The sequence below is a fragment of the Gilliamella sp. Lep-s35 genome, from assembly GCF_009795845.1.
Lineage (GTDB): Bacteria > Pseudomonadota > Gammaproteobacteria > Enterobacterales > Orbaceae > Gilliamella.
This window is the reverse complement of sequence record NZ_WTEX01000018.1, coordinates 17,515-40,593: the sequence shown is the minus strand read 5'-3', so window position 1 is coordinate 40,593 and position 23,079 is coordinate 17,515. Positions and strand designations below refer to the sequence as shown.

Below are 23,079 nucleotides of genomic sequence, written 5' to 3'. Positions count from 1 at the left end.
AAGAATTGCTGTTAAAATGCACTATTATTGGTGTTTTAATGTATTGATTTATTTTTAATTTATTGCTTTTAAATATATCAGTCAAACATTGCCATTCAATCGCCACTAATATTATAAAAGTGGCGATTTTTATGTTAATTAGCCTTGAAAACGTTTTGCTTCAACAACATCGGGGAGTTGTTTGATTTTATTGAGTACTCGATTTAATGAGTCTTGGTCAAATATTTCCATATCGACATCGATTGTTGCTAGTTGTTGTTTCATATCTGAGCGACTAATTAGTCCTAGAACATTTACCTTTTCATTAGCCAAAACAGTAGTAATATCTCGTAATAAACCACTTCGATCGTTTGCAACAATTTGTACTACCATGGTGTAGCTTGAGTAGGTATTGCTGTTCCATACTGCATGGGTAATACGTTCAGGAGCATGATTTTTAAGCTCTTGCAACTGTTCACAATCAGCACGATGAATTGAGATTCCTCGTCCTTGGGTAACAAATCCTGCAATGGGATCACCAGGAATAGGGCGACAGCAATTTGCTATGGTGTACATTAAATTACCCACACCCTCAATAATAATTTCACTTCCTTTTTTATTATTAGTTTTATTGGTATTTTTAGTTTGTATGTTTGACTTTTGAGCAATTTGTTTTAATACCGCTTCGTCGGCTTCTTCAGCTGTCGGTTTATTAAATTGTGCATTGATGAAGTTAACTAATTGATTAATTCTTACATCACCACTACCAATACCAGCAAGCACTTCGTCAAACGAATGTGCGTTATATTTGTTGATTAGGATCTTTTCAACACTTTTTATACTAATATTTAAAGGTTCAAGCTCATGCTCTAAAATTTGTTGACCAGCGGCAATATTTTTATGTCGATCTTGTTTTTTAAACCAAGTTTGAATTTTAGCTCTGGCTCGGCTACTGTTAATAAATCCTGTGTTAGGATTTAGCCAATCGCGGCTTGGGTTAGGTTGTTTTTGAGTAATAACTTCGATTTGATCGCCCATTTTTAAGCGGTAGGTAAATGGTACAATTCGTCCACTAACTTTTGCACCAATACAACGGTGTCCAACATCACTGTGAATATGGTAAGCAAAATCAAGCGGAGTTGAATCTGCTGGTAAGTCAACCACATCACCTTTAGGCGTAAATACATAAACTCGGTCATCAAAAATTTGACTACGGACCGCTTCTTGGATTTCGCCGCTTTCTGACATTTCTTGTTGCCATGTTAATAATTTTCGCAGCCAAGAAATTCGCTGATCATAAGCGGTCATTTTATCCGTACTGCCTTCTTTATACTTCCAATGAGCGGCAACGCCAAGTTCAGCATCGTTGTGCATTTGTTCAGTACGGATTTGAATTTCAATTGTTTTATCTTGTGGACCATAAACAACCGTATGAATTGATTGATAACCATTCGGTTTAGGGTTGGCAACATAATCATCAAATTCTTTGGCGATATGTTTGTAATGACTGTGCACAATGCCTAATGCGTTATAACAATCTTCGATACTATCGCTGATAATACGCACAGCCCGAATATCATAGAGATCTTCGAACTTAAGGTGTTTATGTTCCATTTTTCGCCATATACTATAAATATGTTTAGGGCGACCATAAACTTCAGCACGAACGTGATCTTGGTTCATTAAATCTTGTAAATGATGAACAAATTGGTTGATATATAATTCACGATCTAGTCGTTTTTCATGTAATTTTTTAGCAATAAAATGATATTCGTTAGGATGTAAATAGCGGAAGCAAAAATCTTCTAGCTCCCATTTTAATTGCCCTATACCTAAGCGATTGGCTAAAGGTGCATAGATATTAAAACACTCTTTAGCCGCAAGCACTTGCTCTTCTTGCGGTGCATTGATTAAATTGCGCAAATAGGTAATACGTTCTGCCAATTTTATAATAACACTGCGAAAGTCATTTGCCATTGCCAGTAACATGCGGCGAATACTATCAATTTGTTCAGTGGTTGCACTGCCGTTACGAATTGCGCGTAGTTGACGAATTTCTTTCATTCTGACAATGCTTGAAATGATATGAGAAATTTCACGATCGAAATCTTCAGGAATATCTTCTCGACGAATTATTTTGCTATCAACAAAAGGAAGTAATAAAGCCGCACATAAGCTATTAATGTCCATATTAAGTGTTGCTAATATTTCGACCATTTCTATTGAATTTTGAAAACAATAGATTTGCTCTGGTGCACCTGCGCTACTTTCAAAACAAAAGTCCCAGACTTCTCTAAATTTTGTATAAGATGCGGGGTTAGTTAGTAATAACTCTTGTTTTGCCCATCGTTCAACATCAAACTGGGTAAGTGGATAATGTTCTTCGCTATGTTGGTGTGCGCCTCTAATCGATACCATAATTTATGTTCCTGATTTCGTTAACAACAACATTGATTCAATGTGCTTAGTTTGTGGAAACATATCTAAAATTGCAACTTGCTCAATTTGGTATCCTGCTTGGATAAGTTGTTTGCTATCTCGGGCTAGTGTTGCAGGATTACACGATATATAAACAATTTTTGAGGGAGCCAATTTTGCAATTTCTAGTGTTGCATTAAGTGCTCCTGCTCTTGCAGGATCTAATAATACCTTATCAAATTGTGATTGACACCATACTGAAAATTGTTGGTTATCATCTAAATTGCTAGTTAAAAAATTGGTTTCAGCACAAATTTTAGTGTTATTTAATAGAATATTTAATTTTGCTTTTGCAACCAGTGCATCAACCCCTTCAACTCCCGTTACAGTTTTACATAATGTTGCCATAGGTAATGAAAAATTACCCATACCACAAAAAAGATCTAAAACTTGATCTGTTGGCTTTAACGTTAGCCACTCAAGCGCCTGATTAATCATTTTTTGATTTATTTTACAATTTACTTGAATAAAATCGAGAGGGCTAAACGTTAATTTTAGGTTATTAATTAAATAAAAATGTTCAGTATTACCTGTAATATGCACTAATTCTTTGCCATGAAAATAAAGTGAAATATTGTTATCTTCGGCAAATTGTTTTAATAATTTACTATCATGTTCAGTTAATGGCATAGTGTGTCTTAAGACGATAATTATGCCACTATCGACTGAAATTAATTCAATATGACCAAGCGCTTTTTTCTGTTTGATGTGGTTTAGTACGCTTTGTAAAGGTGCTAGCAAGGAATCTAACTCAACAACTAATACAGGACAATGTTTAATATTGGTTATTTGGTTTGATTCAGCTTGACGAAACCCAATCACTAATTCGCCTTTTATAATATTAATCGAAAGCCTTGCTCGTCGACGATAATGATAAGGCTGATCGGCAATAATGTGTGTGGGATTTTGAGTAATATTGGTTAATGGTTGTCCTGTTTCTTTTTGTAACAGTTTGATTAATGCATCATACTTTGCTTGTTGTTGTAAATGCGGCGAAATATGTTGCAATTCACAACCGCCACATTTTTGATAATATTCACATTGTGGTTTGACTCGGTCTTTACTCAAATTATGATATTTAATAACTTTGGCTTTAGCATAATTTTTTTTATTTTCAGTTACTTCAACATCAATGGTTTCATTAGGCAAGGCAGATTTAACAAAAATTGTTTTACCATTATGATTAGCAACACCTTGCCCAAAAGTATCTAAGGATGAAACTGTTACTGTCAATTTTTGTGGTTTGAGCTTCTTTTTCTGTGGAGTGTAAAAATTAACCATATCCGTTTTTAACTTATGTTAAGCGCTTTAATAATTCTGTTTGAACATGCAAAGGAACTAAGTTTGAAACGTCACCACCATGGTAAGCGACATCCTTAACTATTGTTGATGAAATAAATCCCATTGCGATTGATGGCATTAAAAATATTGTATCTAAATCTGATTTTAACGCCCGATTCATTTCAGCCAATTGTCGTTCATATTCAAAATCATTTGTGGTGCGTACTCCACGAACGATAACCGTGGCATTATGCGCTAACGCAAAGTTAGCCATTAAATTGTTAAAACCGATAACTTCAACATTAAGTAAATGCTCAACAGCGGTTGAAGCTAAGTTAACACGTTTTTCTAATGTGAAAAGTGTATTTTTATTAGGATTTTCAGCAACGGCAATAATTAATCTAGGAAAGAGTAACGAAGCCCGAGTAATAAGGTCGATATGCCCATTAGTGATCGGATCGAACGTGCCAGGGAATATTGCGGTTAAAGCTTTACTTTTCATGAGTGATGTTATCCAGTAGGTTTGATTCTTATATGATACCTAATTTTATAAATGAATGTTAGTTTAACCTTATAAATTCCGCATTGTTTTGCTCTTAAATGCTTACTTTTTTGCAGGTGCAGGAAAACATCGTGTTGTTACATTTCATGATTAAAATCCCCTTCTAAAAACGCATAAGGTGTTTTTCCTAAAATTGCTTTATAGGTTTTAACGGTATTACAACAATTAATAAAGTGTTTAAGCTTCTGTTTTATCTCTTTTCAATCGCTAATATTGGCTGCTTATACCACATCTCAATTCAAACTCGCATCACGCTTTCGGTTTTTCCATTGGTTTGTGGACAGGTGATTTTTGTCGATTTTTAGTTGATATGCTGGTTATTACTCAGTTTATCTAAACAGATATTTTATTTAAATAAATAAAGACAGCGTCATTTTGTCAAAAAGTTTCAGGAGTGTACTACGTTTATGTAAAAAAACTAAAAAAATCAAATGAATGTGGAAAGGTAAATATTTTCTAGCTTTCTTTATGATATCAGCCCTTATCGTGTGTCTGTGATAGGGCGTTAATTTTGTTTTTTATGGATATTTATTACCGTAATTTCTCAAATTACGGTAAACAATGTGAGGAATTTCTACAGGTAAATTGATAAGTTGTTTGATGGCTATAAATCTGATTTGGTTGCAACCAACAACTTTCTTGTGGCCATTTAGGATGATGAGGGCTATCAGGTAAAAACTGCGTTTCTAACGCGATCCCTGCAAAGTTATCATATTCGCCGTTATGGCGATTTGGTGTATGTTGTAAAAAATTCCCTGTATATACTTGTAAAGATGGTTTGGTCGTTGTGATATTCATTGTCACTTTTTTATCAGATGAAACAAGCTTAGCGGCTATAGCTTGATTTTTATCCAATAAATAAGCATGATCGTAACCGCCTGTAATTTGTCGATCAAGACTTGCTAATAATCTATCAGATATTAGCCTTGGTTTACGTAAATCCATATCGTTTTTGGTGACACAAACTAAATCATTACTTGGTATGCCATTACTATCAACAGGTAAGTATAAGTTAGCATTAACTTGCAAGGTGTGGTTAAGAATATCTTTGCTAGTTTCTCCATCTAGATTAAAGTAAGCATGATTGGTTAAGTTAACAGGTGTTGTTTTGGTAGTTGTTGCTTTAAATTTGATAACGACTTTATTGTCATCAGTCAATTGATAGGTAACTTCAACATTAAGTTCACCAGGGAAACCTTGATCACCATCAGGTGATGTTAAAGTAAATGTGATTTGTTGATCAGATTGAGATTGAATGTGCCATAGTTGTTTATCAAAACCTAACTTGCCTCCATGTAACTGGTTTACACCTTGATTAGCCACAAGTGGGTAGTGTCTATTGTCAATATCAATTGTCGCGTTGGCAATACGGTTAGCGTATCGGCCAATTGTAGCACCTAAATAAGCATCTTGCTTTTCATATTGTTCGAAAGTTTGGCAACCCAGTAATACTTCACGGTTTTGTTCATCGACAGGCAATATACAAGAGAGCCACGTGGCTCCCCAGTTCGATAGTTTAATTTGCATACCGTGCTTGTTTGAAAGTGTGATTATCTGTTTTATAGGCATATCACGTTAGCTCCTTCACTTGGGTGGCAGATATAGAAGTCTTCTTTAATACCAAACTTTTTTACATAATTGTGGTTAACTATCGTTTTAACATCGTCAACTTTAGCTTTTGGCACTAAAGCGACCACACAACCACCAAAGCCACCACCAGTCATACGTACGCCACCTTGTTCACCAATAACATTGTGGATAATTTCAACAAGGTAATCAATAGCAGGTACAGTAATTTCGAAATCATCGCGCATAGAGTTGTGGCTTTGAGCCATTAGATTTGATAACAATTTGTAGTCACCATTAGCTAAAGCTTGAGCTGCTTTTATAGTCCGTTCGTTTTCAGTTATCACATGGCGAGCACGTTTATAAGCAATTGGATCGAGCGTACTTTCAATATGTTTTAAATCATCTAACGATGCATCACGTAGTGCTTTTACGCCGAGCGCCTTAGCTGCTGCCTCGCATTGCTTGCGTCGGGTATTATATTCGCTATCAACTAATCCGCGTTTGATATTAGAGTTAATAATCACAACTGCAAAATCTGTAGGAATTGAAACAGGTTTAACTTCTAATGATCGGCAGTCGATTAGCAATGCATGTTGAGCTTGCCCAAGGGCGGAGATCAGTTGATCCATAATACCGCAATTGCAACCAACAAATTGGTTTTCGGCTTCTTGACCGATCAATGCTAATTTAGTGCCATCTAATGGTAAATTATATAAAACCTGAAACATCTTTGCTACAGCAACTTCAAGTGATGCTGATGAGCTTAATCCTGCACCTTGAGGCACATTACCACTGATTGCCAAATCAACGCCGCAAATATTATTAGCATATTTTTTTAGGTGTTTTACTACGCCACGCACATAGTTTGCCCATTGATATTTGGCGTGTTTTTCAATAGGTAAGTCTAACGAAAATTCATCTTGTTGATTATCATAATCAACCGCAATAACTCGAACAAGATTATCTGAACGTTTGTGACAACTTATTATCGTTTGATAATCGATAGCACAAGGTAAAACAAAACCATCATTATAATCGGTATGCTCGCCAATCAAGTTTACACGACCGGGGGCTTGTATAAGTGTATCGGGTTTATAATCAAATTTAGATTCAAATGCTTGTGTCGTTGCTCTGATTAATGCGTTCATCTATTTATCCTTTTTGTCTTTATAATGCACATCACTAACGTTACGTAATCTTTCAGCTGCTTGCTCTGGGGTTAAATCTCTTTGTACTTCGGCTAACATTTCGTAACCTACCATAAATTTTTTTACTGTGGCGGAACGTAATAAAGGGGGATAAAAATGTGCATGTACTTGCCAATAATCATTTTTATCTTGCATAAATGGCGCACCATGCCAGCCCATAGAGTATGGGAAAGAGCAATGAAATAAATTATCGTAGCGACTCGTTAATTTTTTGAGCGCAATAGCTAAATCACTTTGTTGTTCGTCATTTAATTGGGTTAATTGTGGAATGTGAATTTTTGGTAATAATAAGGTTTCAAATGGCCATATTGCCCAAAAAGGAACAACGGCAAGCCAATACTTAGTTTCTACAACGATTCGCTCACGATTAATAAGTTCCTTTTCAGCATAATCAACCAATAAATTGCGATGGTATTTTTCAAAGTAATTACGCATATTTAGATCTTCACGCGCAATTTCATTCGGTAAAAAGCTATTAGCCCAAACTTGTCCATGTGGATGGGGGTTAGAGCATCCCATTGCTGATCCTTTGTTTTCAAATATTTGTACCCAAGGATAACGTTGACTAAGTTCTTGCAGTTGCTCGATCCAAGTTTTAATAACTCCTTCAATAGCGGCTAAATCAAGTTCTGGCAACGTTTTACTGTGATCAGGTGAAAAACAGATAACTCGGCTCGTTCCTTTTGCACTTTGCATTTGAAATAGTGGATCTGTACTTTGTGGTGATTCAGGCGTATCTTCTATTAATGCAGCAAAATCATTGGTAAAAACAAACGTTCCCGTGTAATTGGGATTGATATCACCTGTTACACGTTGATTACTTGGACACAAAAAACAGTTTGCATCGTAACTTGGTTTTTGTTCTTCGTTTAACGTTTCTTGTTGGCCTTGCCAAGGTCGTTTAGCTCGATGTGGTGAAACTAATACCCATTGGCCTGTTAGTGGGTTATAACGTCGATGAGGATGATCAACAGGGTCAAAATTAGCCATTTTTACCTCTTCTTTAATTTTGCTGAATTTATTGGTTTATATCATTTAATCAGGATAACCTTGAGGGTTATTTGATTGCCAATTCCATGAATCTTTTACCATATCATCAAGCGTGAGTTTGGTTTTCCACCCCAATTTTTGTTCCGCTTTTTTTGCATCAGCCCAAAAAGCGGGTAAATCCCCTTCACGCCTTGGCGCAAAATGCCAATTGAGTGGTTTTCCTGATGCTTTTTCAAAAGCGGTGATAACTTGTAATACGCTATAACCAACACCTGAGCCTAAATTGTAAATATGTACCCCATGTTGGTTATGATCGGCTTTGAGTGCTGCAATATGTCCATCAGCCAAATCAACAACATGGATAAAATCACGCACACAAGTACCATCCGTTGTTGGGTAGTCATTACCAAAAACGGCTAATGATTCACGTTTGCCAACAGCAACTTGAGTGATATATGGCATAAGGTTATTAGGAATACCTAGTGGATCTTCACCCATTAAACCACTTGGGTGAGCGCCAACAGGATTAAAATAACGAAGTAAAGTTAATGACCAATCAGGTTCAGCAACGGCTAAGTCCATAATACATTGTTCAACCATTAACTTACTTTTACCATACGGGCTAGTGGGTAAGCCTTGTGGTAAAGTTTCCACATAAGGAACTGGCGCAAGCTCACCATAAACCGTTGCTGATGAACTAAATACTAACTGTTTAACTCCAGCATTACGCATTGCCTTCATTAGTACAATACTGCCGTAAACATTATTTTCATAATATTCAAGTGGTTTGTGTACTGATTCGCCGACTGCTTTAAGGCCCGCAAAGTGAATAACTGCACTAATGCTATGTTCAGCAAATATTTTTGCTAATAATTGTGCGTCACAAACATCACCTTGATAAAAATCGACTTTTTTTCCTGTGATTGTTTGTATTCTATCTAATACCGAAGCCTTGCTGTTGAATAAATTATCAAGCACAATTGGCGTATAACCAGATTGAATTAATTGAACACATGTGTGACTACCTATATACCCACAACCACCAGTTACTAATATTTTCATAATAAAACCTTCATCTAATTCAATAATAGTTATAGTGAGTGTCTGCTAATCTTCAGACCTTTCACTGCTTTTATGTTTCCACAGATCCCATGGTCCACGCCCTGATAATGTGAAGGAAGAAATTAGAGTAAAACTAAATGCGATAAAACCAAGGACTAAATATGCTCCTTCAAAACCTATTTTAACATACATTAGGCCGGCAAATATGGACATAAACATAATCGATAGTTGTTTTGCAAAACAAAATGCAATTAAGTAAACAGTTGCAGATAAACGAATAGGGAAGTGTGTGGTAATATATTTAAATGCACCAACAAGTAGTAAAGGCGCTTCAAACATATGTAATGTTTTTAATATAACAACTTCGACTGCAGAGCTAGCAAATGCTGAGCCTGTGATACGAATAGACATAATCGTACCAGCAATGAGTAGGGTATTTTTACTGCCTATTTTCATGACAATCAGTGGTGCAAAAAACATTACTGTTGCATTTAAGAATTCGCCAAGTGTTGTGACATAGCCAAATGCTTCTCGACCCACTTGCTCACTAGAAAAAAATGAAGTAAAAAAGTTAGCAAACTGTTGATCAAATACATCATAAGTACAAGCAACCCCAATTATGTAAAGCATAAAAAACCAAGTTTTACGCATTTTAAGTAAATTAATAGCAAGTTTTAGATTAAATGGTTCAGGTTTGTTTAATCCCATTTGCTCAACAACTTCGGTCGTTGACGTTTTGGCAGGATCGGCAATTTTGACTAGAAATAGAAGAATCAATGCAAATCCAGAGCATAACCAATAAACAGCATTGACATTTTTAGAAATCATAATTCCAACAAATGAAGCACAAATTGCCCAACCAAAACAACCAAACATACGACTACGTCCAAACTCAAATCCACTGCGTCGACTTATTTTTTCAACTAGAGCTTCAATAGCAGGCGCTCCACCACTAAACACCATACCAAGATAAAGCCCACCAGCAATGGCGCCTAAAGTGACATTAAATTGAAGTAAAGGTCCTAAAACGAATATAAAAAATGGTCCAAATAATACAAGAAGTAGAGTGATAATCCAAAGAAGATGTTTTTTTAATCCTAATTTGTCAGAAATCAATCCAAACAAAGGTTGAAAAAAAAGCGCAAATAATGAAATAAATGAAAAAACGTATCCAGTATTTGCTTCATCTAGACCATTCATTTTTAACCAAACAGGAAAAAATGGGAAATATGCGCCCATAATAAAAAAGTAAAGAAAGAAGTAGATACTAAATACCCAATAATTCTTATTACTTAGTGATAATTTTATTTTTTGATTCATAATGAACTTCCTTTGTTAGGCTTTAAATGATTAACACACTCATTTAGAAATCGATTACATTCTTTTTAAGAATAGGAAAGTTATTTGTTAAAAGCGATAATAACATTAAAGAAGGTTGTAAAAAGTGATCTAGATAACACTTTATGAAATCGTTTACATTAAGTGTTATAATTGATTCTGTCAAAAACTTTCAGGAAAGGTATGTGTTTATGTATAATCTTAATCTTTTTATGATAATAACCATCATGATTTATGAGTGGTTTACTTAAAAAGAAGATTTAGGTTAATTAATTAGAATAGATTTTAGCCAATAAAACGCAATCTTTCTTAAAATCGATTACATTTCGTGTTTGTTTTATACTGAAACGGATACCTTTCCTGAAAGTTTTTAACAAAATTTTTGTTATTATAATCTTTGTTTGTTTATCGTTATTAGCTTATTCAATTTTAGGCGACATTGAATAATTTAACGATAATTAGTTAATTTTGAAAGATTTTATTCGTTCCTCAAAATCTGACCAACTATAATAACCCTCATTATTAATCGCTGCATTTTTCAGTTGTAGTTGATAATGCTGTGGTGGATTATCCGCGTTCAGTACTTGTCCGTTATGGAGTTGTTCAAAGCTTTGATAAATATATTCAGCTTTAAAAAAGTATTCTCCAGTAGATAAGTGTCTAAAACGTTGTAAAGCGACTTTTCCACCTATTGGTGTGCTTTCAAATTGCTTTGGTAGTTGATAAGTTTCAAACTCTAATGCCCCTAGCAATGATGCAATTGTACTATCGTGCCCTACAAGTAAGTTTACTGTATTATCTTGTTGCATAAGATTGTCTATAGTATTGATGATGGGCGTAGCAGAATGTTTTGCCAGTGTTTTAGTGTGGCATATTAAATTAATATATTGATTACGAAGCTGAACGATTTGTTGCCACTGGGCTAAGTCATTTATTCTTCCCCATGCAATATGTTCTTTAGGAAAAGCTGAATAATATTGTAATACAAAGGCATCAACCGCTGATGCGCCTATCGCTAGTGCGCCAAGTAATGCTGGCTCTTCATTTTTTTCCAGATGAAGCTTAAGCGGAATATCAGCTAATGGACATTGGTGTTTGGCATATAATGTTGAATGTCGATAATCTAAAATATCAGATAAAACTTCATAAGCGGGCGCTAAATTTTTAAAAATGGACTCAGCTTGATTGGTTTGTTCAATGTCATGTAATACCGCTTGTTTTAATTCTGGTGAATCATCCCGTAGGCTTGGATCAAAAATAGGATCCATCTTTTCGATTGGGTATTTATGGTTAATTGCAATATCATAACCAGCATAAGCACCAGCGATAATAAATTGTGCGGTTGCGACAGTTCTTTGTAGGCTATTAGCATAAACAAATATTTTTGGAGCAGTTACTGAAGGTTTTATGTTATGGGTTTCAAGCCATTGCGATAAATAGTGTCCAAAATAGACTTCTAAAGCACCTCCTCGCGTTGTTAAATAACCATAGGAATGTTGCCATTTAGGCCATTCAAATGGTGTTACTTGTTCAAGAAATTCAAGTGTATTTTGTAACGGTGTACGAATACCATGACGGCTTAATATAACAACTTTTTCTAATTGGTAGTGCTTGTTTATCATTTTTGAACCAACCTTATTTATGTAGATAATCTAAAATAAAACTACGCTACTTGAATAATCGATTATTTTTGCCAGTGTTAATGGGGTTGAGTTATAAGCTTCAACAGGGCGGCGGTAATAAATTAAATCAATTATTTCATTTTGTATAATGGTTCCTTAATGGATTGCTATTTATCCATTATTTTTTCATAAATTGCAAATCCCAAACACCATGACCAAGATTTTTCCCTCGTTTTTCAAATTTTGTAATTGGCCTATCATCTGGTCTAGGAATGTAATCTCCCGTTGGTGATAAATTTTCAAATCCTTCCGCTTGGGTTAAAACTTCTAACATATGTTCTGCGTAATGTTGCCAATCTGTTGCAAGATGCAAAATGCCACCTAATTTTAATTTTTGTCGAATTAACTGTACAAATTGGGGTTGAATAATGCGGCGCTTATTATGTCTTGCTTTATGCCAAGGATCAGGGAAAAAGATTTGTACTTTATCTAGTGAATGATTAGGAATCATATTTTCTAATACTTCTACAGCATCATGGCACATTACTTTTAAGTTTGATAATTGGTTTTCTTCAATTGCCATTAAACAAGCACCAACACCGGGCTTGTGCACTTCAATTCCTAAAAAAATTTTATTGGGTGCTTGTTTTGCCATTTCAACAAGCGAAGCTCCCATGCCAAAACCGATTTCTAGCACTATAGGTGTGTTTGTGTCAAAAGTAATGGGGGAATTTGCATTATATTCAATACCAAAGATAGGCCATAAATTGATTAATGCTTGCTCTTGCCCTTTGGTTAAACGTCCTTGCCTTAAAACAAAACTACGAATGGCTCTTTTGGTGTTGATATTTGGGTTATTAGTTTTTAATTGTTCATTCATTACATTATCTACTTTGCTTATGGAATTTCTACAGCTAATTGATAGTTTATTTGTTAGTTTACCCGATTTTAAGTTCACAACATATCAAAAATAATTTAGGAAATGAAAAAAGATAGTCAAGACTCAATTTACTGCACAGTAATTAGTTTTATTCAAACTTTCACTGCACAGTGAATTAGTTATTAAGGCTTAGTTTTATCTTTCAGTGCTTCATCTAATGTTGAATAGAACATCAGTTTATTAGAAATAGGAACTATTTTTGCACGAGCTAGTGTCTTTAGTGGTTGAAATTGTAACTCACAAATTGATAAATCAACATCTTCAGGTAGTTCATCAATAAAATGTATTAAAGCATTGAGCCCACCAGCATCAAGAATAGGTACAGCATCCCATTGTAGTACTATATGTCTATATCCATTAATCTTTTGATAGATTTCTAAAAATGTGCGTTCAGCAGCAGCAAAAAACAGTGGTCCATTAATGCGTAATGCTAAGATTTTATTATCGCTACGATTAAGTTCAACTAAGCGAGTCATGCGGGCAATACGACGCATAAATAAAATTGAGGCAAGTACAATCCCAAGTGTAATGGCAATCACCATATCAAATAGGACTGTTAACGACATGCAAATAAGCATAATTAAAATATCATCTTTAGGCGCGCATTTGATAATATAAATGACGCGTTGAACAGCACTCATATTCCATGCCACGATAAGTAATAATGCCGCCATAGCAGAAAGTGGGATAAATGATAATGCTGGTGCAAAGCAAATAAGAGCAAGTAAAACAACTAAAGAATGCAAAACAGCGGCAATAGGCGAAGTTGCACCTGCTTTGACATTTGCCGCCGACCGTGCAATAGCCGCTGTTGCTGAAATTCCACCAAAAAATGGTGCAATAATATTTCCTAAACCTTGACCAATAAGTTCACTATTTGAGTGATGTTTAGTGTGTGTCATTTCATCTAATACCACAGCACAAAGTAACGACTCAATTGCACATAACATTGCCATGGTCAGTGAAATTGGTAGTAAGGCAGTACATGTTGACCAATCCCAAGTAAACTCAGCATGCTGCCAAGGTAAAATAAACTCTGGTAGAACAGAGGGTATGCCATGACCTATCGTATTATCAGCTAGTGTATAGGTAAATCGTGAACCAATCGTTTCAATTTGATAGCCGAATTGATTAAAAATAAACATGGCAGCAATGCCAGCCATCAGTGCCGGTAAATGACCGGATATTTTAAGCCTAAGTTTTGGCCATACAATTAATACAATCAATGTTATTACGCCAACTATTGTGTCAGCAATATTAATGGTTGGTAGTGTTTGAGCGAGTTCAATAACTTTACTAATATAACTTTCTGGCATATGTTCAAGTGTTAGACCAAAAAAATCTTTTATTTGCATGGTCGCGATAGTGATAGCAATGCCTGAAGTAAAACCTAATACAACCGGTAATGGGATATATTCAATTAATCGACCTAATCGAATCAATCCCATTAATACAAGAAATATACCAGACAGTAATGTTGCAATAAATAACCCCGATAATCCATATTGTAATGACACAGGATATAAAATAACTACAAAGGCTGCTGTAGGCCCAGAAACACTAAACTTTGAACCACCTGTTAATGCAATTACAAATCCCGCTATAATTGCAGTATATAGGCCATGCTGAGGAGGTACACCACTAGCGATTGCCAGTGCCATTGCTAATGGTATTGCTATAATACCAACAGTTATTCCGGCAATTAAATCTTTGATAAAACGAGTAGTGTTGTAAGGGGTACTTATACATGCAGATATCAATGCACAGCTAATTTTAGTGTTAGAAAGGCCATATAATTTCATTTTTTAATCAATTAGGGGAAAATTATCTTAAGTGTCTAATAAGATAATCTTTTTTACAGAAAATAAAAGTGTGTTATGAAAATAAACCTCTTTTTATAGAATCTTTATGTAGATAAAGATTAATTACATTACTATCTAATAAATATAATTCATTTTTTTATTTTTTTATATGCAAAGTACAATACACAAATTTATTTATAAAATTAATATTGAAGATAAAAGCCGAGTAGATTCGTGGCGTTGCTAGCAATAAAACGTTATAATCAAGTTTTTATTTATCTAAAATCATATGGTCTAAAGATTGTGCAAATTTGTTAACAATCAAATGGTAATAAGTATATACTTAATTGCTTTTTAATTTATCAAAACACTATCTAGCTTTACAAGTAAAATATTTTGTTTAGTTAATAAGTTAAATAATTAAAATCAGTTAAGTATGTCAATAATACAAAAGTATGAGGTTTATTTTTTATGTTTTCTTGGTGGAGTAAAGTTTATTTTTTTCTTATCCAAATGCTGGTAAAACTTTTTGTTAAAAGTAAACCGATTCCTACTGATCCGATAACAGAATTAGACCTTGATATCGATAAACCCATTTTATATGTATTACCTTACAACTCTCAAATCGATTTGATGGTAATTCGGTCACTTTGTTTACAATTTAATTTACCCGATCCATTAATAGGTATCGACATCAACGGAAAAAACGTTCCAGCTTATATCTATATTGACAAAGGCCCTGGTATTTTTGCATCAAATCAACAAAAAAATAAAGCAATTGGTATTTTAAGAGATTATATTTCAGCACATCAACAAAATCATGATCTTGATATTCAAATGTTACCTGTTTCGGTCATGTTTGGGCGTCGACCTGATAAAGAAGGCAAAAAAAAGTTATCACTACAAGTGCTTGGTGCAACCAGTAAATTTTTAAAAATAATAACGTCAGGAAGAGACTGTTATACACGCTTTTCTCGTACTGTTTCGTTTAAAGATATCGATGTTGCAGAGCAAGATCTTTCAGTGTTAGCCCATAAGTTGGCACGAGTTGCGCGTATTCATTTTGCCAAACAACGTATGGCTTCAATTGGCCCTAAGCTGCCTGTTCGTCAAGCAATGCTCAATAATTTACTCAAAAAGCAAGTTATTTCAGAAGCCATACAAGAAGAAGCAAAAAGTAAAAATATCACTCTTGATAAAGCGAAAAAAAATGCATTAGCTAATTTAAACGAAATTGCCGCTAATTTTTCTTATCGTATGCTCAGAGTGACAGATTTTGTCCTTACTTGGGCCTGGCATCGACTTTATCAAGGACTAAAAGTGACCAATGCCGATCCTGTTCGTGAATTGGCACAAAATGGCCATGAAATTGTCTATGCACCTTGTCACCGTAGCCATATGGACTACTTATTATTATCTTATGTGCTTTATCGACAAGGTTTAGTTCCGCCACATATTGCTGCAGGTATTAACCTAAACTTTTGGCCTGCAGGTCCTATTTTTAGACGATTGGGTGCGTTTTTTATCCGCCGTTCGTTCCGAGGTAATAAACTCTACACTTCTGTTTTTCGTGAATATTTAGCCGAGTTATTCATTCGTGGTTATGCTGTTGAGTATTTTGTAGAAGGTGGGCGCTCGCGTACAGGTCGGTTACTCGATCCTAAAACGGGTATGTTAATGATGACCATTCAAACATTACTACGTGGTGATGCAAGACCTATTGCAATTGTTCCTGTTTATATTGGTTATGAACATGTATTAGAGGTCGCAACCTATGCTAACGAATTGCGTGGCGCAAAAAAAGAAAAAGAGAGTTTATGGCGTACTATCAAAGCATTTTTAAAACTCAAAAAATTAGGATTTGGTTATGTTAACTTTGGTCAACCTATTCCATTAAATCAATTTCTAAACCAACATGTTCCAGAATGGCGCGATGCTATCGAAGCAACAGGTACCCAACGTCCACAATGGTTAACACCAACAACCAACTTACTTGCTAAACAAATTATGGAGCATATCAATTCATCAGCAGCAATTAATGCAATGAACTTATGTTGTTCAATCTTATTAGCGGCTGATCAGCGAGCTTTAACCAAAGCCAGACTTTTAGAACATATTGATTACCTAATAAAATTATTAAATGCCATTCCGTATTCAAATTTAATTACTATTCCAGAGCAAACAGCAGAAGAATTATTTGAACATGCCAAAGATATGGGCAAATTCATTATTACTACTGATGAAGCGGGGGAAATGGTTGGTCTTACAAACGAACAAGCAGTATTAATGACTTATTATCGCAATAACATTCAGCATTTACTGATTATTCCTGCCATCATAGCCAGAATTATGCTCAAACATAACCCAATTTCACCTGATGAAGTTTTACAACAAGTAAAATTACTTTTCCCTTTAATTAAATCAGAGTTATTTGTTTATCATAATGAAGAACAACTTACTGAATATGTAAATAAAATTATTAATGCGTATGCTGAATTAAACTTTATCAACTATTCACACGATAAATTAACATTAAATAATTTAAAAATGTCCAGATTACAATTAATTGCGGCATCATCTAAAGATACTTTGCAACGTTATGCTATTGCGTTTTCTTTATTAAAAAAAGAACCAACAATTAGCCGTGCGATGCTAGAAAAAGAAGGTCGATTAATTGCTGAACGATTATCCGTTTTGCACGGCATTAATGCGCCTGAATTTTTTGATAAAGGTGTCTTTTCAACATTAGTTGCATCATTGCGTGAACAAGGTTATTTAGATGACCAAGGTGATGAAAACATACCCAAAATTGAAAAAATGAATGAAATACTTAAACCGCTTATTACTACAAGGATAATGCAGACTATAGATGAAATTAATCTGAGCGACTAAAGCAAAGTGCTAAAATTTGGCTGATATATACGGTTTAGTTAATAAGCTATTTTCAATAGAAGCGACTTTTATCCACTTTTGGGGAGAGGGCATTATAGATTACTAAAATAATAATTTGATTAATCAATTGTTTTTACTTAAAACCAATTGAGTATTGTGGATATATTGATAAAATAATTAAAAATCTTATTTGGTTTATTATGCAACTTCATTTAGTCGTTAATACATTTGGTTCCGATTTACAACGTCGTTATGGCGAAAAAATCTATAAACTTACTTTACATGGTGGCTTTAGCTGCCCTAATCGAGATGGTACTATTGGTCAAGGTGGTTGTACTTTTTGTAATGTTGCCTCAATCATTGATGAATCTATTCAGGTTAAATCAATTTCTGAGCAATTAACTTTGCAAGCCAAGCAAATGCAAAAATCTAAACGATACCTTGCTTACTTTCAGGCTTATACGAGCACCTACGCTGAGGTTGAAATTCTAAAAAATATGTATCAACAAGCCCTCAATAGTGCAGATATTGTTGGACTTTGTGTGGGTACTCGCCCTGATTGTGTTCCTGATGAAGCACTTGATTTGCTTGCGCATTATCAATCCAATGGCTATGAAGTTTGGTTAGAACTGGGTTTACAAACAGCCCATGATAAAACCTTACACGATATTAATCGAGGGCATACTTTTGATGATTACCAGCAAACCGTACAAAAAGCGCGCAAACTTGGTATTAAGGTTTGCACTCATTTAATTATTGGTTTACCGAAAGAAACCAAACAAGATAATTTCATAACCCTTGAGCGTGTGCTTGATAGTGGCGTGGACGGTTTAAAGCTGCATCCTTTACATATTGTTGAAGGTAGTATTATGGCAAAAGCGTGGCGGGCTGGGCGGCTTGCTGTATTGTCATTAGATGAATATGTTGATATTGCTGGCGATATCATTCGGCAAACTCCCGCAAATATTTTGTATCATCGCATATCAGCTAATGCCAGAAAACCAACTTTACTCGCTCCCGATTGGTGCGAAAACCACTGGCAATCGATGAATGCTGTTGATCACAATTTACGTCAGTTTGGCGCTCAAGGTAGTGCTATTGGTGATTGTTACTTTTTTAAATCATAATCGGATTTAGTGATTATGGAAAAAGCATCCTTTTCATTTATCTACTTCATTTTTTATTAATAGCTATCAATTTATTTTCAACTGATACCGATAAATATGGATGGGTGATTTTGATGGGGAAATACCACCAATCTTTGTCGGTTACCATTAGATAGAAAAATAGTAAAGATGTCTTAATTATCATCTCCATCTTAATTTTAGTCTATATGTAAAAACTCAAAGTTGTTACACTTCGTGATTAAAATAATTTTCTAAAAACTGATAAGGAATTTTCTTAGAAATAGAGTTATTTAATTACCAATTTAAGCTATAGCTAAAACTCAACAACCTATTATTTTTTTTTAAATTGGGCTACATTACCCTCTTTTTTATCATAGCGGTATTCGCCATGATTAAAAAGTAATGCCCAAATAAGGCATAATATAATGCTACTAACAACAATAGTTAAAATAGTTAAAAGGATTTTAGTTATATCAACATATTGAAATACATTTATATCCCATATTAATAATATTATCCCTAGTGACAACGTAAAAATAAAAGCAATAAGAAGACTGGCTAAAAATGTTTTCATTCTGTTATTCCTTAATTAAAGCTTATCAATATACTCTTTTTTCTTTGCATCATACTCCGCTTGAGTAATTACCCCGATATCTAACAATTGTTTTAATTTTGTTAACTTACTATATATATCATCGTTATCGATCTTTTCAAAGTCAGAAGAGCCTTGCTTATTATCAGTATCTGCTACATTTTGAGTGTAGATTTTTGATAATTCGGCACCTGCTACAAATTGAGCACCTAAACCTGCTATTCCCCCTTCATTTTTAGCCGCATCACGCATAGCTTGTAATTTTTCCATTTCAATATAACTTAAATTACCTTTGCTCGCGGCAATTGCATCGGCCGAAATGTCAGCTATTTTAGCAATTCTTTTTTCGGTTTCACTATCAAACTGAGAAGCCACAATACGAAAATCAGACAAAGTTAAACCTAACTTAACAAATTCATCAATTAAATGCATTTTAACATTTTCAGATAGTTCACTTAATTTTGAATCTATTTGCAAATAACTATATTGCACTTGAGCAAGTAAACTGGTTATTTCTTGAATAATACGATTTGAAATTAATTCTTTTGCTTCTTGAGTTGTATATTGATTACGTTGACCAATAATTTGTTGATAAAATTGTTGAATATTACCGATTGAAAAAGCATAGTTACCATTCATTTTAAGTTGAATTGGGAACTGATATTCTGGCTCTAAATACTTAATGGGTGATGCGGTACCCCATCCTTGATTAACGATATTGTTTTTTTTGAAAAAATAAATATAAAGTTTGTGTTCACTCTTAAAAGACTGCCTTATTTTTAGCATTGTTGTAATAAATGGATGGTTATCGGTTTTTAAATTATAGATACCAATGTCTTCAATTACATCGGCTATTTTACCTTCATAAACTAGCACTGCACCTTGCCCTGGAGCAACAATAAGCTTACTGGCATTGATAATTTGATCATTATTGCTAGCGGGAAACTGATACCACAATATATCAGTTGAATTGTCACGCCATTCTATAACCGAAGCTAATTGTTTTTTAAAAAAACTAAACATAATTACATTCATTCCTTATTACTGTCTAAAGACTTTGTATCTAAGATAAAATCTTGTTTACCATGATGATTTAATTGAATTAATTTATCTGCTGTCATCAATATAATGCGATCATTCAATATTTTTGCCTTAACGCTATTAAACGTTAAAGGAAAATTATAGCTCCAACGAATATCTGCATTTTTCGTATCTAATAATTGAATAACATAATTATCTTTCTTGACTGGTGATGTAGAAAAAGCAATTAGCACCGAATCACTATTATCATCGAGCAATTTAGGGAAGAAATAAACACGATCTGGGGTAAAATCTCGATATTTTAACGTTCTAGATGCTTTCTTTAGCCATGGTTCCAAAAGGACTTTTTCATAAGGCGTATCGCTGTTAATAATAACAATAGCTTGATTTTGTTTTGTATAGTAAAAATTTGACCATTTAAACCATGCCTCTTCACGTGGATAACCGGGTAAATACTGATACTCATATTGTATTAATCGACAATTTTCATCTGGGTAATCATCGCTTATTGTGCTAAAGCTAAAAGCTGTACGTACTGAGAAATTGGCAGGTAATGGCGTTGCTCCTGTTCTTGCTTTATAAAATTCATCATCTTTATAAAGTTTATCTATATTAGGGTAAAAATAAAAATGCTTCCCTTTATTGGTATACACATACAAACCGTCACCCCATTCTTTGCTTACAAATTTAATTTCTGCCAATCCTTGTGAAAACTCAGGTTGTTTTGCAAACATGGTATCATTAACATATTCAAAAATTTTATTATGCTTATTTAATCGATATAATTTTTGTTTATCAATCAACAATAAAAAATCATCGTTGTCCCATTTTCTTAATTCATAGGGAATAGGTTCTGAAAAATGACTTTTTTCATCAATAGGCAATTCAAATTGACCAACAAACTGATTTGCTTGGGTATCATAAATTTTAATGAAATGCTGTTCTTCTCTTCTTGAAAATGGATCGTCTTTTGATATTTTTAATTTACTTTTCATAATCAAATAAGGTGTATCTTTATACACAAAAATATCAATATTTTTATGAGTCCATTTTTCTTTATTAACCGTAGCTGGTGGATTTGTACGATTTTTATTTGATGTACTTTTTGCTGAATACGCTACGGGTTTAGATTCAAAAAAGCCTTCACTGCCTAAAACCTGCAAAACAGCTATAACGCCAAAAATCACCGTACAAAAAATCGCTGCACAAATTATAACTACAATATTGATTGTATTATTTTTTGACTGGATAGTTTTTGGGGGTTCAGATTGTTGATGATGAAAAACATGTACATCATTTTTATCAACAAAATAAACAGCACCACAACCTTCACACTGATATTTTTCATTGCCCAATGAACTATGTTTGATACTTCCACATTGTGGACATTTAATGGTTAATATATTTGAAGTCATTTTTAAAAATTAATTATATGATTGATTGTAAGTAATTTAGTTAGCTATATTATAAGCTATAGCCTTTTTTGTCGATAAAAAAGTAAAATCGTATAATTAAAACTCATTCTTTAAAAAATTCATAACGCGTTTAAGCTGGTGTTTTCTATCTTTTGTCGCACTAAATATTTGTTGATTATTCCACATCTCAATTCAAATTTCGTATTATTATTTTCATTATTTTAATCTCAAGACGGTATAGAATCCTGAATATTTTTTACAAAAATTGTATCAGCAACACTAATTTTTTGTTTGAAAATGTATGCTATTCCATCGCCGTTATTTTTGAAATATATGCTATAATGTCGCTTTATTTTTTAATCATAGAGAGTTTATTTTGCAGCAGTCGTTACAAGATTTTATTATTGATAAGATTGATGATCTAAAAGGCAAAGATATTGTTACCCTTGATGTTCGTGGCAAATCAAGCATTACTGATTATATGATTATTTGTACTGGCACTTCAAATCGTCATGTTTCCTCTATTGCTAACCATTTACTTGATGAAGCTAAAAAACAGGGGCATTTGGTATTAGGTAGTGAAGGAAAAACTGATGCCGATTGGGTTGTAGTTGATATGGATTCGGTGATTGTGCATATTATGCAAGAAGAGAGCCGTCAGCTTTACGAACTGGAAAAGCTTTGGAGTTAATGGCGTGAAAATTCAGCTTATTGCTGTTGGTACCAAGATGCCAAGTTGGGTTACAACAGCTTTTGATGATTATTGTGCTCGCTTTCCTAAAGATATGCCGTTAGAGCTTGTTGAGATCCCTGCAGGTAAGCGTACTAAAAATGCCGACATTGTACGAATTTTAGACAAAGAAGGCGAGTTGATGTTAAATGCCTGCGGTAAAAGTAATCGTATTGTGACACTCGATATTCCCGGTAAACCTTATACAACCCATAATTTAGCCGAGCAGTTAGAACGTTGGAAAGCCGATGGGCGAGATGTGAGTTTATTGATTGGTGGCCCTGAGGGGTTATCGCCTGCTTGTAAAGCGGCAGCCGAGCAGAGTTGGTCGCTGTCCCCGCTTACTCTTCCACACCCTTTAGTACGCGTGATTGTGGCTGAAAGCCTTTATCGAGCATGGAGTTTAACGACTAATCACCCTTATCATCGTGAATAATAACCTAAGGTAATC

18 protein-coding genes are annotated in these 23,079 nt (G+C 34.2%); 4 read left to right on the top strand and 14 right to left on the bottom strand.

Features of this window, described 5'->3' with window-relative positions:
• Positions 1 to 138: 138 nt before the first annotated feature.
• From relA to dauA, 11 genes are all read right to left on the bottom strand, one after another.
• Positions 139 to 2,397 carry a GTP diphosphokinase gene (gene relA, locus GQ590_RS08750; RefSeq protein ID WP_160408217.1) on the bottom strand — a complete coding sequence of 753 codons (2,259 nt, stop codon included), beginning with the start codon at positions 2,395 to 2,397 and terminating at the stop codon, positions 139 to 141.
• Positions 2,398 to 2,400: 3 nt separating this feature from the next.
• Positions 2,401 to 3,738, bottom strand: coding sequence for a 23S rRNA (uracil(1939)-C(5))-methyltransferase RlmD (rlmD, locus tag GQ590_RS08745; RefSeq protein WP_160408219.1), 1,338 nt, complete (start codon positions 3,736 to 3,738; stop codon positions 2,401 to 2,403).
• A 13-nt stretch (positions 3,739 to 3,751) separates the two neighbouring features.
• A complete protein-coding gene (gene coaD, locus GQ590_RS08740; RefSeq protein ID WP_160408221.1) occupies positions 3,752 to 4,240 on the bottom strand; it encodes a pantetheine-phosphate adenylyltransferase in 489 nt (162 codons plus the stop codon).
• 609 nt (positions 4,241 to 4,849) lie between these two features.
• Complete coding sequence (gene galM / locus GQ590_RS08735; RefSeq protein ID WP_160408223.1) at positions 4,850 to 5,869, bottom strand: galactose-1-epimerase; 1,020 nt, start codon at positions 5,867 to 5,869, stop codon at positions 4,850 to 4,852.
• Positions 5,860 to 7,017, bottom strand: a complete 1,158-nt coding sequence (galK, locus tag GQ590_RS08730) for a galactokinase (RefSeq protein ID WP_160408225.1) — start codon at positions 7,015 to 7,017, stop codon at positions 5,860 to 5,862. The genes galM and galK overlap by 10 nt, the downstream gene beginning before the upstream one ends.
• Entirely contained in the window at positions 7,018 to 8,067 is a 1,050-nt protein-coding gene (gene galT / locus GQ590_RS08725; RefSeq protein ID WP_160408227.1) for a galactose-1-phosphate uridylyltransferase, read from the bottom strand.
• 45 nt (positions 8,068 to 8,112) lie between these two features.
• Complete coding sequence (gene galE / locus GQ590_RS08720) at positions 8,113 to 9,129, bottom strand: UDP-glucose 4-epimerase GalE (RefSeq protein ID WP_160408229.1); 1,017 nt, start codon at positions 9,127 to 9,129, stop codon at positions 8,113 to 8,115.
• Between the two features lie 45 nt (positions 9,130 to 9,174).
• Positions 9,175 to 10,449, bottom strand: a complete 1,275-nt coding sequence (locus GQ590_RS08715; RefSeq protein WP_160408231.1) for an MFS transporter — start codon at positions 10,447 to 10,449, stop codon at positions 9,175 to 9,177.
• Between the two features lie 476 nt (positions 10,450 to 10,925).
• Entirely contained in the window at positions 10,926 to 12,089 is a 1,164-nt protein-coding gene (locus GQ590_RS08710) for a histidine-type phosphatase (protein ID WP_160408233.1), read from the bottom strand.
• Positions 12,090 to 12,267: 178 nt separating this feature from the next.
• Positions 12,268 to 12,969, bottom strand: coding sequence for a tRNA (guanosine(46)-N7)-methyltransferase TrmB (trmB, locus tag GQ590_RS08705; protein ID WP_160408236.1), 702 nt, complete (start codon positions 12,967 to 12,969; stop codon positions 12,268 to 12,270).
• 182 nt (positions 12,970 to 13,151) lie between these two features.
• Positions 13,152 to 14,831, bottom strand: coding sequence for a C4-dicarboxylic acid transporter DauA (dauA, locus tag GQ590_RS08700; RefSeq protein ID WP_160408238.1), 1,680 nt, complete (start codon positions 14,829 to 14,831; stop codon positions 13,152 to 13,154).
• A 471-nt stretch (positions 14,832 to 15,302) separates the two neighbouring features.
• On the opposite strand from dauA, the gene plsB reads away from it, so the two are divergent.
• Both plsB and GQ590_RS08690 read left to right on the top strand, forming a co-directional pair.
• Complete coding sequence (plsB, locus tag GQ590_RS08695) at positions 15,303 to 17,723, top strand: glycerol-3-phosphate 1-O-acyltransferase PlsB (RefSeq protein ID WP_160408240.1); 2,421 nt, start codon at positions 15,303 to 15,305, stop codon at positions 17,721 to 17,723.
• A gap of 200 nt (positions 17,724 to 17,923) precedes the next feature.
• The gene (locus GQ590_RS08690; RefSeq protein WP_160408242.1) at positions 17,924 to 18,850 is read left to right on the top strand and encodes a TIGR01212 family radical SAM protein; all 927 of its coding nucleotides are present in this window, start codon (positions 17,924 to 17,926) and stop codon (positions 18,848 to 18,850) included.
• A gap of 331 nt (positions 18,851 to 19,181) precedes the next feature.
• Here the strand turns inward: GQ590_RS08690 and GQ590_RS08685 are convergent, their stop codons facing one another.
• From GQ590_RS08685 to GQ590_RS08675, 3 genes are read right to left on the bottom strand one after another with little or no spacing between them, the layout of a single operon-like run.
• Positions 19,182 to 19,424 carry a hypothetical protein gene (locus GQ590_RS08685; protein ID WP_160408244.1) on the bottom strand — a complete coding sequence of 81 codons (243 nt, stop codon included), beginning with the start codon at positions 19,422 to 19,424 and terminating at the stop codon, positions 19,182 to 19,184.
• Between the two features lie 15 nt (positions 19,425 to 19,439).
• Positions 19,440 to 20,465, bottom strand: a complete 1,026-nt coding sequence (locus GQ590_RS08680; RefSeq protein ID WP_202112943.1) for an SPFH domain-containing protein — start codon at positions 20,463 to 20,465, stop codon at positions 19,440 to 19,442.
• 8 nt (positions 20,466 to 20,473) lie between these two features.
• Entirely contained in the window at positions 20,474 to 21,838 is a 1,365-nt protein-coding gene (locus tag GQ590_RS08675; protein WP_160408248.1) for a hypothetical protein, read from the bottom strand.
• Between the two features lie 433 nt (positions 21,839 to 22,271).
• Between GQ590_RS08675 and rsfS the strand changes: the two genes are divergently transcribed.
• A complete protein-coding gene (gene rsfS, locus GQ590_RS08670) occupies positions 22,272 to 22,589 on the top strand; it encodes a ribosome silencing factor (protein ID WP_091346127.1) in 318 nt (105 codons plus the stop codon).
• Between the two features lie 4 nt (positions 22,590 to 22,593).
• Positions 22,594 to 23,064, top strand: coding sequence for a 23S rRNA (pseudouridine(1915)-N(3))-methyltransferase RlmH (rlmH, locus tag GQ590_RS08665; RefSeq protein ID WP_065636208.1), 471 nt, complete (start codon positions 22,594 to 22,596; stop codon positions 23,062 to 23,064).
• The last annotated feature ends 15 nt before the right edge of the window (positions 23,065 to 23,079 follow it).

Bases quoted from the DNA above. Each gene is read 5' to 3' on its own strand.
- galM (WP_160408223.1), bottom strand. From the start codon at position 5,869: ATGCCTATAAAACAGATAATCACACTTTCAAACAAGCACGGTATGCAA.
- GQ590_RS08690 (WP_160408242.1), top strand. From the start codon at position 17,924: ATGCAACTTCATTTAGTCGTTAATACATTTGGTTCCGATTTACAACGT.
- galE (WP_160408229.1), bottom strand. From the start codon at position 9,129: ATGAAAATATTAGTAACTGGTGGTTGTGGGTATATAGGTAGTCACACA.
- GQ590_RS08680 (WP_202112943.1), bottom strand. From the start codon at position 20,465: ATGTTTAGTTTTTTTAAAAAACAATTAGCTTCGGTTATAGAATGGCGT.
- plsB (WP_160408240.1), top strand. From the start codon at position 15,303: ATGTTTTCTTGGTGGAGTAAAGTTTATTTTTTTCTTATCCAAATGCTG.
- coaD (WP_160408221.1), bottom strand. From the start codon at position 4,240: ATGAAAAGTAAAGCTTTAACCGCAATATTCCCTGGCACGTTCGATCCG.
- dauA (WP_160408238.1), bottom strand. From the start codon at position 14,831: ATGAAATTATATGGCCTTTCTAACACTAAAATTAGCTGTGCATTGATA.
- galT (WP_160408227.1), bottom strand. From the start codon at position 8,067: ATGGCTAATTTTGACCCTGTTGATCATCCTCATCGACGTTATAACCCA.
- GQ590_RS08685 (WP_160408244.1), bottom strand. From the start codon at position 19,424: ATGAAAACATTTTTAGCCAGTCTTCTTATTGCTTTTATTTTTACGTTG.
- GQ590_RS08715 (WP_160408231.1), bottom strand. From the start codon at position 10,449: ATGAATCAAAAAATAAAATTATCACTAAGTAATAAGAATTATTGGGTA.
- rlmD (WP_160408219.1), bottom strand. From the start codon at position 3,738: ATGGTTAATTTTTACACTCCACAGAAAAAGAAGCTCAAACCACAAAAA.
- relA (WP_160408217.1), bottom strand. From the start codon at position 2,397: ATGGTATCGATTAGAGGCGCACACCAACATAGCGAAGAACATTATCCA.
- trmB (WP_160408236.1), bottom strand. From the start codon at position 12,969: ATGAATGAACAATTAAAAACTAATAACCCAAATATCAACACCAAAAGA.
- GQ590_RS08710 (WP_160408233.1), bottom strand. From the start codon at position 12,089: ATGATAAACAAGCACTACCAATTAGAAAAAGTTGTTATATTAAGCCGT.
- galK (WP_160408225.1), bottom strand. From the start codon at position 7,017: ATGAACGCATTAATCAGAGCAACGACACAAGCATTTGAATCTAAATTT.